Annotated in this window: 12 protein-coding genes and 1 tRNA gene; 6 read left to right on the top strand and 7 right to left on the bottom strand. The window is 58.6% G+C overall.

Annotated features, from left to right (window positions below; translation table 11 throughout):
• Position 1: 1 nt before the first annotated feature.
• Positions 2-772 (bottom strand): tRNA (cytosine(32)/uridine(32)-2'-O)-methyltransferase TrmJ, encoded by a 771-nt coding sequence (trmJ, locus tag ACZ0AZ_RS03515; protein WP_039761428.1) that lies wholly within the window; start codon positions 770-772, stop codon positions 2-4.
• A 145-nt stretch (positions 773-917) separates the two neighbouring features.
• On the opposite strand from trmJ, the gene suhB reads away from it, so the two are divergent.
• A complete protein-coding gene (gene suhB, locus ACZ0AZ_RS03520) occupies positions 918-1,736 on the top strand; it encodes a type III secretion system regulator SuhB (protein ID WP_016773320.1) in 819 nt (272 codons plus the stop codon).
• A 241-nt stretch (positions 1,737-1,977) separates the two neighbouring features.
• Here the strand turns inward: suhB and ACZ0AZ_RS03525 are convergent, their stop codons facing one another.
• From ACZ0AZ_RS03525 to queA, 6 genes are all read right to left on the bottom strand, one after another.
• A complete protein-coding gene (locus ACZ0AZ_RS03525; protein ID WP_039761427.1) occupies positions 1,978-2,526 on the bottom strand; it encodes a glycine zipper 2TM domain-containing protein in 549 nt (182 codons plus the stop codon).
• A 121-nt stretch (positions 2,527-2,647) separates the two neighbouring features.
• Entirely contained in the window at positions 2,648-3,562 is a 915-nt protein-coding gene (secF, locus tag ACZ0AZ_RS03530) for a protein translocase subunit SecF (protein WP_041479932.1), read from the bottom strand.
• 9 nt (positions 3,563-3,571) lie between these two features.
• Complete coding sequence (gene secD, locus ACZ0AZ_RS03535) at positions 3,572-5,440, bottom strand: protein translocase subunit SecD (RefSeq protein WP_039761424.1); 1,869 nt, start codon at positions 5,438-5,440, stop codon at positions 3,572-3,574.
• Between the two features lie 65 nt (positions 5,441-5,505).
• Entirely contained in the window at positions 5,506-5,844 is a 339-nt protein-coding gene (yajC, locus tag ACZ0AZ_RS03540; RefSeq protein ID WP_016773317.1) for a preprotein translocase subunit YajC, read from the bottom strand.
• Between the two features lie 43 nt (positions 5,845-5,887).
• Complete coding sequence (gene tgt, locus ACZ0AZ_RS03545; protein ID WP_463538715.1) at positions 5,888-7,003, bottom strand: tRNA guanosine(34) transglycosylase Tgt; 1,116 nt, start codon at positions 7,001-7,003, stop codon at positions 5,888-5,890.
• A 14-nt stretch (positions 7,004-7,017) separates the two neighbouring features.
• Positions 7,018-8,082, bottom strand: a complete 1,065-nt coding sequence (gene queA / locus ACZ0AZ_RS03550) for a tRNA preQ1(34) S-adenosylmethionine ribosyltransferase-isomerase QueA (protein WP_016773315.1) — start codon at positions 8,080-8,082, stop codon at positions 7,018-7,020.
• 108 nt (positions 8,083-8,190) lie between these two features.
• Between queA and ACZ0AZ_RS03555 the strand changes: the two genes are divergently transcribed.
• The 5 genes from ACZ0AZ_RS03555 to ACZ0AZ_RS03575 all read left to right on the top strand — a co-directional run bounded on the left by ACZ0AZ_RS03555 (position 8,191) and on the right by ACZ0AZ_RS03575 (position 11,484).
• Positions 8,191-8,275 (top strand) — tRNA-Leu (locus ACZ0AZ_RS03555).
• Positions 8,276-8,439: 164 nt separating this feature from the next.
• Positions 8,440-9,681: a tyrosine-type recombinase/integrase gene (locus ACZ0AZ_RS03560; protein ID WP_064118919.1), complete on the top strand. Its 1,242-nt coding sequence runs from the start codon at positions 8,440-8,442 to the stop codon at positions 9,679-9,681.
• A gap of 279 nt (positions 9,682-9,960) precedes the next feature.
• Positions 9,961-10,800 (top strand): hypothetical protein, encoded by an 840-nt coding sequence (locus ACZ0AZ_RS03565; protein WP_064118918.1) that lies wholly within the window; start codon positions 9,961-9,963, stop codon positions 10,798-10,800.
• A gap of 100 nt (positions 10,801-10,900) precedes the next feature.
• Entirely contained in the window at positions 10,901-11,182 is a 282-nt protein-coding gene (locus tag ACZ0AZ_RS03570; RefSeq protein ID WP_064118917.1) for a helix-turn-helix transcriptional regulator, read from the top strand.
• Complete coding sequence (locus tag ACZ0AZ_RS03575; RefSeq protein WP_463538716.1) at positions 11,179-11,484, top strand: hypothetical protein; 306 nt, start codon at positions 11,179-11,181, stop codon at positions 11,482-11,484. The genes ACZ0AZ_RS03570 and ACZ0AZ_RS03575 overlap by 4 nt, the downstream gene beginning before the upstream one ends.
• The last annotated feature ends 291 nt before the right edge of the window (positions 11,485-11,775 follow it).

Here is an 11,775-nt window from a genome sequence, read left to right on the forward strand (position 1 = left end):
TTCAATCCTTCCGCTTTAGAAGTTCGCCACGGGCCGCTTTCTGGGTTTCCGTGAGAATGCCACGCAAAATATTCATTTCCGCCCGGCTGACCGAGCTGCGTCCGTACAACCGGCGCAGGCGCGCCATTAAGTGCCGTGGTTTTTCCGGGTCAAGGAATTCGATGGCAACCAGCGTCTGCTCCAGGTGCTCATAAAAGCGCTCCAGCTCATCCATGGTCGCCAGCTCGGCGCTTTTCACCGAGGCCACTTCTTCTTTCTCAACCTTGCTCGGTTGCCCCTGTGCTGCCAGCCAGGCCATGCGCACTTCATAACTCAACACCTGCACCGCCGCCCCGAGGTTCAGCGAACTGAACGTCGGGTCGGAAGGGATGTGCACGTGAAAATGACATCGCTGCAGTTCTTCATTGGTCAGGCCGGAGTCTTCACGGCCGAAAACCAACGCGATCTCAGCGCCCTGCCCGGCTTCCTCGACCACTTTGCTGCCGCATTCGCGCGGATCCAGCAGCGGCCAGGGAATGCGGCGGTCGCGGGCGCTGGTGCCGAGCACCAGATTGCAACCGACCAATGCGTCCTCCAGAGTGGCGACGACTTGCGCGTTTTCAAGGATGTCACCGGCACCGGAGGCGCGGGCATCGGCCTCGTGGTGCGGGAAGACCCGCGGTTCGACCAGCACCAGTCGCGACAGACCCATGTTTTTCATGGCGCGCGCGGCCCCGCCGATGTTGCCGGGGTGGCTGGTGTTGACCAGGACGACACGAATGTTCTGCAGCAAGGGAGGCGCTCTCGGACACAGGAAAGGGGGGCAAATCTTACAGAACAGCCTACCGTTAAGCTATGAAAGCGAACAGCGTCCTTCACCTGAAGAAAAGTTCTGATAGAATGCGCGGCTTTCTTTAACAACCTTAGGTGACACATCCATGCAGCCCATGCTGAATATCGCGCTGCGCGCCGCCCGCAGCGCCAGTGAACTGATCTTCCGCTCCATCGAGCGCCTGGATACCATCAAGGTCGACGAAAAAGACGCCAAGGATTACGTATCCGAGGTTGATCGCGCCGCTGAACAGAAAATCATCGATGCCCTGCGCAAGGCTTACCCGAATCACTCGATCCAGGGTGAAGAAACCGGCCTGCACGCCGGCACCGGCATCGAAGGCGAAGAGTACCTGTGGATCATCGATCCGCTGGACGGCACCACCAACTTCCTCCGTGGCATTCCGCATTTTGCAGTGAGCATCGCCTGCAAATATCGTGGCCGCCTGGAACACGCAGTGGTTCTGGACCCGGTTCGCCAGGAAGAATTCACCGCCAGCCGTGGTCGCGGCGCTCAACTGAACGGCCGTCGTCTGCGCGTCAGCGGTCGCACCAGCCTCGACGGCGCCCTGCTCGGCACCGGCTTCCCGTTCCGTGACGATCAGATGGACAACCTCGACAACTACCTGGGCATGTTCCGCGCCCTGGTTGGCCAGACTGCCGGTATCCGCCGCGCCGGTTCGGCGAGCCTGGACCTGGCCTACGTGGCTGCCGGTCGCTTCGATGCGTTCTGGGAGTCGGGTCTGTCCGAGTGGGACATGGCTGCAGGCGCCCTGCTGATTCAGGAAGCCGGCGGCCTGGTGAGCGACTTCACTGGCGGTCACGACTTCCTTGAGAAAGGCCACATCGTTGCCGGCAACACCAAGTGCTTCAAGGCAGTGTTGACGGCGATCCAGCCGCACCTGCCGGCCTCGCTGAAGCGCTAAGCTTTACGCGAATCAGAAAAGCACCCTCCGGGGTGCTTTTTTTATGCCTGCAATTCCAAACAGCACAATTCCCTGTGGGAGCGAGCCTGCTCGCGAATGGGGCGTGTCAGCAAAGGAAATATCAACTGTTGGACCGTATTCGCGAGCAGGCTCGCTCCCACAGGTGAGAATCGCGTGCAGCCCTGAAACGCGGGTATAAAAAAAGCACCCCACAGGGTGCTTCTTTCACAACAGTAGCGCTTTACTGACCCGGCTCATTCTGCGACAGGATCAGCTTGCCCTCCTTGTCGACCGGAATCTGGTTGCCCGGATCGCGATCCATCCGCACCTTGCCTTCCTTGCCATCGAGCGAGTAACGCACGTCGTAACCTACGACCTTGTCGCTGATGTCATTGACCGTGTTGCAGCGGGTTTGCGTGGTGGTGTAGGTGTCGCGGTTCTGCATACCTTCCTGCACCTTGTTACCGGCATAACCGCCGCCGACTGCACCGGCCACAGTGGCAATCTTCTTGCCGGTACCGCCGCCCACCTGATTACCCAACAGACCACCGGCTACGGCACCGATCGCCGTGCCGAGAATCTGGTGTTGATCCTTGACCGGCGCCTGCCGGGTCACGGTTACATCCTTGCATACTTCACGTGGAGTCTTGATCTGTGTCTTGACCGGCTCAACGGCTAATACTTGCGCATACTCAGGGCCGCTTTTAACCAGGCTGTAGGTGGCAACAGCACCCCCGGCTGTGACACCGACAGCACCCAATACCGCACCAACCAGCAACGACTTGTTCACATGAACCTCCTGACCATCACATGCGGGACGCGCCCGCGCTTCTCCCAGCCTTGGAGCACAAAAAAAGGCGCGAGTTCAACTCGCGCCTTTTATCAGCTGACAGCCGGAAAATCGCTAACCGTTATGGACGGTCGTCGACTTCCTTGTCGGTGTTGGCCGGAGGAATCAGATCCTCGGTGGTCAGGTTCAGCCAGATCAGCACCACGTTGGCGATGTAGATCGACGAGTAAGTACCCGCCAGTACACCGATGAACAGTGCGATGGAGAAGCCGAACAGGTTGTCGCCGCCGAAGAACAGCAGCGCCGCGATCGCCAACAGCGTGGAGATCGACGTCGCCATGGTGCGCAACAGGGTCTGGGTGGTCGAGATGTTGATGTTCTCGATCAGAGTCGCCTTGCGCAGCACGCGGAAGTTCTCACGCACCCGGTCGAAGACCACGATGGTGTCGTTCAGCGAGTAACCGATGATCGCCAGCACTGCCGCCAGTACTGTCAGATCGAAGGTGATCTGGAAGTACGAGAGGATACCCACGGTCACGATCACGTCGTGGATCAGCGACACAATGGCGCCGACCGCAAACTTCCACTGAAAGCGGAACGCCAGGTAGATCAGGATGCCGCCGAGCGCCAGCAGCATGCCGAGGCCGCCCTGGTCGCGCAGTTCTTCACCGACTTGCGGGCCGACGAACTCGACACGCTTGACCGTCGCCGGGTTGTCGCCGCCGACTTTCTGCAGTGCGTCTGCAACCTGATGGCCCAGCTGCGGATCTTCACCCGGCATGCGCACCAACAGATCGGTGGTCGCACCGAAGTTCTGCACCACGGCTTCGTGATAACCGGAAGTCGCCAGCTGCTCACGCACCTTGGTGACATCCGCCGGACGCTCGTAGGTCAGCTCGATGAGCGTACCGCCGGTGAAGTCCAGGCCCCAGTTCATGCCCTTGGTGGCAACACTGAACAAGGCAATGACGGTAAGCAGCACAGTGACGCCGAACGCGAAGTTGCGAACGCCCATGAAATTGATTGTACGTAACATGGCAGCCCCTTAAATCCACAACTTCTTGAAGTCACGTCCGCCAAAGATCAGGTTGACCATTGCGCGGGTCACCATGATGGCCGTGAACATCGAGGTAAAGATCCCGAGGGACATCGTCACTGCGAAACCCTTCACCGGGCCGGTGCCCATGGCGAAGAGAATGCCGCCGACCAGCAAGGTGGTCAGGTTGGCGTCGAGAATCGCGGTGAATGCCCGGCCGAAGCCTTCGTTGATTGCCCGCTGCACAGTCATGCCCGCGGCGATCTCTTCACGAATCCGCGAGAAGATCAGTACGTTGGCGTCGACCGCCATACCCATCGTCAAGACGATACCGGCGATACCCGGCAGGGTCAGCGTGGCGCCCAGCAACGACATCAACGCCAGCAGCAGCACCATGTTCACCGCCAGTGCGACGGTGGCGATGACGCCGAAGAAGCGGTAGATGGCGATGATGAACAGCGATACGAACAGCATGCCCCACAGGGAAGCATCAATACCTTTGGTGATGTTGTCAGCACCCAGGCTTGGACCGATTGTGCGCTCTTCAGCGAAGTACATCGGTGCAGCCAGACCACCGGCACGCAGCAGCAGCGCCAGCTCGGACGACTCGCCCTGACCGTTCAGGCCAGTGATGCGGAATTGCGCACCCAGCGGCGACTGGATGGTCGCCAGGCTGATGATCTTCTTCTCTTCCTTGAACGTCTGTACCGGCACGTCTTTCTCGACGCCATCAACCACTTGCTTGGTGTAAGTGGTGACCGGACGCTGCTCGATGAAGATCACCGCCATGCTGCGGCCGACGTTGGAACGGGTCGCACGGCTCATCAGCTCGCCGCCGTGACCATCCAGACGGATGTTCACCTCAGGCGTGCCGTGTTCGCCGAAACCGGCCTTGGCATCAGTAACCTGGTCACCGGTGATGATCAGGCCACGCTCGATCTGCGCTGGCGGACGGTTGCCTTCGCGGAATTCGAACGATTCGGAAGTGGCTTTCGAAGCGCCCGGCTCGGCGGCCAGACGGAACTCGAGGTTGGCCGTCTTGCCGAGAATACGCTTGGCTTCGGCAGTGTCCTGCACGCCCGGCAGCTCAACCACGATGCGGTTGGCGCCCTGACGCTGCACGATCGGTTCGGCAACACCCAGCTCGTTGACGCGGTTACGTACCGTGGTCAGGTTCTGCTTGATGGAGTATTCACGGATTTCCGCCAGCTTGGCCGGGGTCATCGCCAGACGCAGCACCGGTTGACCGTTGAGGTCGGCCGGAACAATGTCGAAATCATTGAAGTTCTTGCGGATCAGCGCACGGGCCTGTTCGCGGGAATCTTCATCGCTGAAGCCCAACTGAATGGCACCGCCCAGTTGCGGCAGGCTGCGATAGCGCAGCTTCTCTTTGCGCAGCAGGCTCTTGACGTCGCCTTCGTAGACTTTCAGGCGTGCATCGAGGGCTTTGTCCATGTCCACTTCGAGCAGGAAGTGCACACCACCGGACAAGTCCAGACCCAGCTTCATCGGGTGCGCACCGAGGTTGCGCAGCCATTGCGGGGTGGTCTGTGCCAGGTTCAGCGCGACGACGTAGTCATCACCCAGTGCCTTGCGCACAACGTCCTTGGCCGGCAGCTGATCTTCAGCCTTGCTCAGACGGATCAGACCGCCCTTGCCGCCTGCGGTCAGAGTGGCCGCCTTGACGTTGATGCCGGACTCTTTCAGCGCTGTGCTGACGCGAGCCAGATCGGCGTCATTGACCTGCAGAGCCGTGCTGGCGCCGCTGATCTGAATCGCCGGGTCATCGGGGTAAAGATTGGGAGCGGAATAAATCAGACCGATCGCCAGCACCGCCAGGATCAGAATGTATTTCCACAGAGGGTATTTGTTCAGCATCACGCCGCCCGTTATGAACGCGGGGCGCCTTGCGCGCCCCGTCGATTGAGTAGAAGTTGTTGCTCTTAGATCGCTTTCAGCGTGCCTTTTGGCAGCGTGGCGGCGATGGCGCCTTTCTGGAACTTCATTTCCACGGTGTCGGACACTTCCAGAACCACGAAGTCATCGGCAACCTTGGTGATCTTGCCGGCGATGCCGCCAGTGGTCACGACTTCGTCACCCTTCTGCAGGCTGCTCAGCAGGTTCTTCTGCTCTTTGGCGCGCTTGGCCTGTGGACGCCAGATCATCAGGTAGAAGATGACCAGGAAGCCGACCAGGAAAATCCACTCGAAGCCGCCGCCCATTGGGCTTGCAGCAGCCGGTGCAGCTGCGTCAGCCATGGCGTTAGAGATAAAAAAGCTCATTTAGCACTCCAGTTGCAAATGTTGAATCTTGGGGTCAGAAAACTCAGCCCAAAGGCGGGACGGGAAGTCCGCGTTTGGCGTAGAAGGCATCGACAAAGGCGGCCAATGTACCCTGTTGAATAGCCTCGCGCAAACCAGCCATCAGCACCTGATAATGGCGCAAGTTATGGATGGTATTGAGCATGCTGCCGAGCATTTCGCCGCACTTGTCCAGGTGATGCAGATAAGCGCGCGAGAAGTTCTGGCAGGTGTAGCAATCGCAGGTCGGATCCAGCGGCGATTCATCATGGCGATGGAACGCGTTACGGATCTTCAGCACACCGGTATCGATGAACAGATGCCCATTGCGGGCATTACGGGTTGGCATCACGCAATCGAACATGTCCACCCCGCGGCGCACACCCTCAACCAGATCTTCCGGTTTGCCAACGCCCATAAGGTAACGAGGTTTGTCAGCGGGCATCTGACCCGGCAGATAATCCAGCACCTTGATCATTTCGTGCTTCGGTTCGCCCACCGACAGACCGCCGATGGCGAGGCCGTCGAAGCCGATCTTGTCGAGGCCTTCGAGCGAGCGCATGCGCAGGTTTTCATGCATGCCGCCCTGGACGATACCGAACAGCGCCGCGGTGTTGTCGCCGTGGGCATTCTTCGAACGCTGCGCCCAGCGCAACGACAGCTCCATCGATACGCGCGCGACGTCTTCGTCAGCCGGATACGGCGTGCATTCGTCGAAGATCATCACAATGTCGGAACCGAGATCGCGCTGCACCTGCATCGACTCTTCCGGGCCCATGAACACTTTGGCGCCGTCGACCGGAGAAGCGAAGGTCACGCCCTCCTCCTTGATCTTGCGCATCGCGCCGAGGCTGAACACCTGGAAGCCGCCGGAGTCGGTGAGGATCGGGCCTTTCCACTGCATGAAATCGTGCAGGTCGCCGTGCTCCTTGATCACCTGAGTGCCGGGACGCAGCCACAGGTGAAAGGTGTTGCCCAGAATGATTTCCGCGCCCGTGGCGACAATGTCGCGCGGCAGCATGCCCTTGACCGTGCCGTAGGTGCCGACCGGCATGAACGCCGGGGTCTCGACGGTGCCACGGGGGAAGGTCAGGCGACCACGACGAGCCTTGCCATCGGTGGCCAGCAACTCAAAGGACATTCGACATTCGCGACTCATTCTGTTTCCTCTGGGCCTGTCTGTTCAGGGGCAGTTGGAGCGGGATTGCGGGTGATGAACATCGCATCCCCGTAACTGAAAAAGCGGTAGCCGTTTTCCACGGCGGCCTTGTAGGCGGCCATGGTTTCGGGATAACCGGCAAACGCGGAAACCAGCATCAACAGCGTGGATTCCGGCAAATGGAAATTGGTCACCAGGGCATCGACCACATGAAACGGCCGGCCCGGATAGATAAAAATGTCGGTGTCGCCACTGAACGGCTTGAGCACACCATCGCGCGCCGCGCTCTCCAGCGAACGCACGCTGGTGGTGCCGACCGCAATCACCCGACCGCCACGCGCACGGCACGCAGCGACCGCATCGACCACGTCCTGGCCGACTTCCAGCCACTCGCTGTGCATGTGGTGATCTTCGATCTTCTCGACACGCACCGGCTGAAACGTCCCCGCGCCGACGTGCAACGTCACGAACGCAGTCTCGACGCCCTTGGCAGCAATCGCCTGCATCAGCGGCTCATCAAAATGCAGCCCCGCCGTCGGCGCTGCGACCGCACCTAGACGCTGGGCATACACGGTCTGATAACGCTCGCGATCCGAGCCTTCATCCGGGCGGTCTATATAAGGAGGCAACGGCATGTGCCCGACGCGATCGAGCAGCGGCAAGACTTCCTCGGCAAAACCCAGCTCGAACAGCGCATCATGACGCGCGAGCATCTCGGCTTCGCCACCGCCGTCGATAAGGATCTTCGAACCCGGCTTCGGCGACTTGCTGGAGCGCACATGAGCCAGCACGCGGTGCGCATCGAGCACGCGCTCGATGAGAATTTCCAGCTTGCCGCCGGACGCTTTCTGCCCGAACAGCCGCGCCGGAATCACCCGGGTATTGTTGAACACCATCAAATCGCCCGGGCGCAAATGCTCAAGCAAATCAGTGAATTGACGGTGTGCCAGGGCGCCGCTCGGCCCATCAAGGGTCAGCAGGCGACTACCGCGACGCTCGGCCAACGGATGGCGGGCGATCAGCGAATCAGGAAGCTCGAAAGTAAAGTCAGCAACGCGCATGATGGGGTTCGTCTAGCAGGGCCGGAAAGTCTAGCGGAAATATCGAAAATTGACCATGAAACGTGATTGACCAACGGTAATCACCTCTCTATACTTCGCCGCCATTGAGCCCTGATGGCGGAATTGGTAGACGCGGCGGATTCAAAATCCGTTTTCGAAAGGAGTGGGAGTTCGAGTCTCCCTCGGGGCACCACATAGCAGTATCTGAGAGTCTCTACCAGCCTCTCAGACCCAGAGAAACCGGCCACTTGGCCGGTTTTTTTGTGCCTGTCTGTCTACCCCTGTCTCCCCTTATCCGTTGTATCCCTGTATCCCTGCTTGTATCCTGAGAAAAATACCGAACTTTGGGATACAAGGATGAAGCGCGCAGACATCAAGCGCCGCCCTCTCGCTGACACGACACTTGCGGGATTGGAGCCGGAATCAAAGGAATACCGAGAGCTGGACGGAAACGGCGTCTACTTCAGGGTTAAACCTGACGGTGGTAAATCCTGGCAGCTCCGCTACAAACGTCCGGCGGGCAATTGGGCTTGGATGGGGCTGGGGGGTTATCCAGAAGTCAGCGGTGCATTGGCACGGGACAAAGCTGCTGAACTGCGCAAGGTAGTGAGCAGCGGGGCCGATCCTCTCGAGCAAAAACGCTCTGCCAAAGCAGCAATTGATGCTGCCAGGACTCGGACCTTCCGAGCCGCAGCTGAAGCTTGGCTCAAGGCCAAGGAAGAAAAGGGACTCGCTCCCTCCACTCTTAACAAAATCCGCACTTACCTCGACAAAGACATACTCCCAGCGCTGGGAGATAAGCCCCTTGACGAAATCACTCGTACCGACTGTGCAGAACTTCAGGCATCTCTCGAAGCCCGAGACGCACACAACGTGGCGGAAAAGTGCCGCACTTGGATCAATCAGATATTCGGGCGTGCCATCGGCCTAGGCCTCACGGAAAACGATCCGGGCAGTCGCCTACGAGATATTGCAGCTCGAGCCCCAAAGACTCAGCAGCATCCTCATTTGTTGGAGCCTGAGCTGGCAGAGTTCCTCCAAGCACTCAAAAACACTCCCAGCAGGCTGACGGCCCGAACTGCAGCATGGCTCTGTATCTGGACCGCATCGAGACCGGGCATGGTTCGGTTAGCTGAATGGAAAGAGTTCGACCTTGATAAAGCAATATGGACGACGCCTGCCGCCAAGATGAAGATGCGCAGGGACTTTGTTTGTCCACTCCCTAAGCAAGCGCTTTCCGCTCTCAAAGAACTTCACAGCCTAACAGGTCGCAGTCGCTGGCTATTCCCCGGAGTGGGCGCGAAGAATCCGACGATTAGCGAAAACACCATCAACAAAGTCTTCGCGACGATTGGTTACAAAGGCCGTTTGGTTGGTCATGGGACTCGTCACACCGCCAGCACTTTGCTCAGGGAACACGGCTGGCCGAAAGAGCATGTCGAAGCGCAGCTTGCTCACAAAGAAGAGGGAATATCCGGGGTATACAACAAGGCTCAATACCTAGAGCACAGGGTGAAGATGATGCAGTGGTATGCAGATCACCTTGATGCGTTGGCATGCGAGAAGGTGATCAAGGGACAATTTGGAAAAGCGGTATGAGTGCATCTATCCGTACCACCGTCAAAATCCATGTTACGGGTGTTACTCGTGTAACGGTGCCGGCCAAACACCCGGATTCATTGGCTTTCAATCCCGTTACACTTCAGCACGCAGTTCCGTACATTCGATGTAACGCACGCCGAATGTGTAACGCCGCGACAAACCCCTTGCCCGCTGCGGGCCGACACTCCTCACACTTGGCAACAGCGCAAATCTCGCTGCCTATGCTTCAAACTCGCAGGGCGCGGGACAGTGCGTTGCAAGTCGAGAGCCATTGGCATGATTGATACCCACCCGATTTTGCACTCGGCGCTAACCGCTGGCCTCATCCAATATCTCTCAGAGCAGCCACTCTACGAGTTCTGCAATGAACAGATCACTGACGTGTGCGAGCTGATCAATCAGTGCTGTATTCGCATCCAGACCGGCGACATCAGCAGCGACATGAGCAGCATGTGCATCCAGACAACGATGCATGAGGAGGCTATTTTTCAGTACGCCTCAACCGACAAAAAAAACCGTCTCGCGCATTGGGTTCGCCAATACAGCAAGTGTCATTCAGCATCGGAGCGCGAGGCATATGCAGCCTACGTTATGGCCTGCGCAGTAAAAGCGCTGAGCGCCTTAGCTGACTGGATGCGCTCCACCGAACAAGAGGCTTGGTCGCATGTTGCCGAGCCTCCAACGGATTGGTCGTGGGACCTTTATTGTCAGGTTGTGGAAAGGCAGGTCGATCCTAACGAACGTATTGAGGCACTGGACCAGTACGTGCTGTTTTTGGAGCCCATAACATCCCTACCCTGCCTGATCAGTGACGAGCTGACCCCAATCGCTAACAGGGCAATCGAGAACGCTATCCGCACTAAGGGCGGCATCATCAGCGGAATGGAGCGTAACGAAGAAATCAGCGCACGGGATACAGCAATCATTAGGCAAGGTCGACACTACGTGGCTAGCGGAATGTCACGGCGAAACGTGACCACGGCGGTTCACGCCTGGCTGGAACGGGAGGTGTCCAAACCACTCAAACAGCGCGCTGAGTGGGTGACACTGGAAACCGAAAAAGCGCTAACCCGCAAAAGCGTTGAGGGAATCCTCAAGCGCAATTTTGTGGTGTGACCGATATTTCAATGTCATTTCAAATGGAAGTGAACTGCTCACCGCCGACCAATCTCTAGACCATTGCTCTCGTTGTCCAAATCAATCGAGAGCAATACCTATGAGCACCTCTGTCACCGATTTTCCCCGCAAGACTCCCGCCAACGCAGCCTCACTTTTTGATGCCGCTTCAACTTTAATCCGTATGCGGGAGGTGGAAGGCATCGTGGGGATGAAGCGTTCGACCATCTACAAACTGATGCAGCGCACCGATTGCGGCTTTCCGCAGCCCGTCAAACTGAGCAACAGCAACGCACGCGGCGCCCCTGTCGCTTGGGTCCTTTCCGAAGTTCAAGCTTGGGCACGCAGCCGCATCGAGGCACGTGATCAGGTGGCTGCATGAGCCACAAGACTGCAAGGAACGCTTTGATGCACCCCTTTTCCGTGTTGCGTCGGATCGGTTTCTCGTCTCGTGTCATGCAGCGTCTTGAACGCTACCGCAGCCAGCAGGGCAGGCGAGGTCGCGTTGTCAGCGTGCTCAGCTGGGCCGACGGCACCTGGTGCGCCCTCTCCCTCCACTGCGAAAAGACCGGGGCCGTTATCGTCGACGAAGGCCAGCAGGTCGACGCTTACGAAGACGCCCGCTCCATGCTCAGCGGCGGATTTCTGCCCCTTCTTTCCCTGCGCTGGGAAGCCCATGCCTGAAACGAAAACGCCTCCGGGGGCGATCCGGAGGCGTTGAGGTCAATCTAAATGCACGAACAATTTATGCCGCACCTGAAAAAACCGCAAGCCATCAGCGCAGTTGCACTTTGGAAAAACGGACGTTACTCTCTGACCGTCGCTGCAAATTCAGCGACCGGGTTTGGCGACCCGAGATACTTGGCGCACAGGCGCCCCAACCGACAGCAGGCGCTTTTTTTGTGCCCGCCGTTTCGTGTTATGGCAGCTGTGCGTGGGAGACCTTCGGGTCTGCCGGGTTCCAAGTTCCCGGTT

Source organism: Pseudomonas sp. AC239, from assembly GCF_979258545.1.

Coding starts and splice junctions, on each gene's coding strand:
- suhB (WP_016773320.1), top strand. CDS start 918: ATGCAGCCCATGCTGAATATCGCGCTGCGCGCCGCCCGCAGCGCCAGT.
- secF (WP_041479932.1), bottom strand. CDS start 3,562: ATGTTACGTACAATCAATTTCATGGGCGTTCGCAACTTCGCGTTCGGC.
- secD (WP_039761424.1), bottom strand. CDS start 5,440: ATGCTGAACAAATACCCTCTGTGGAAATACATTCTGATCCTGGCGGTG.
- yajC (WP_016773317.1), bottom strand. CDS start 5,844: ATGAGCTTTTTTATCTCTAACGCCATGGCTGACGCAGCTGCACCGGCT.
- tgt (WP_463538715.1), bottom strand. CDS start 7,003: ATGTCCTTTGAGTTGCTGGCCACCGATGGCAAGGCTCGTCGTGGTCGC.
- queA (WP_016773315.1), bottom strand. CDS start 8,082: ATGCGCGTTGCTGACTTTACTTTCGAGCTTCCTGATTCGCTGATCGCC.
- ACZ0AZ_RS03560 (WP_064118919.1), top strand. CDS start 8,440: ATGAAGCGCGCAGACATCAAGCGCCGCCCTCTCGCTGACACGACACTT.
- ACZ0AZ_RS03565 (WP_064118918.1), top strand. CDS start 9,961: ATGATTGATACCCACCCGATTTTGCACTCGGCGCTAACCGCTGGCCTC.
- ACZ0AZ_RS03570 (WP_064118917.1), top strand. CDS start 10,901: ATGAGCACCTCTGTCACCGATTTTCCCCGCAAGACTCCCGCCAACGCA.
- ACZ0AZ_RS03575 (WP_463538716.1), top strand. CDS start 11,179: ATGAGCCACAAGACTGCAAGGAACGCTTTGATGCACCCCTTTTCCGTG.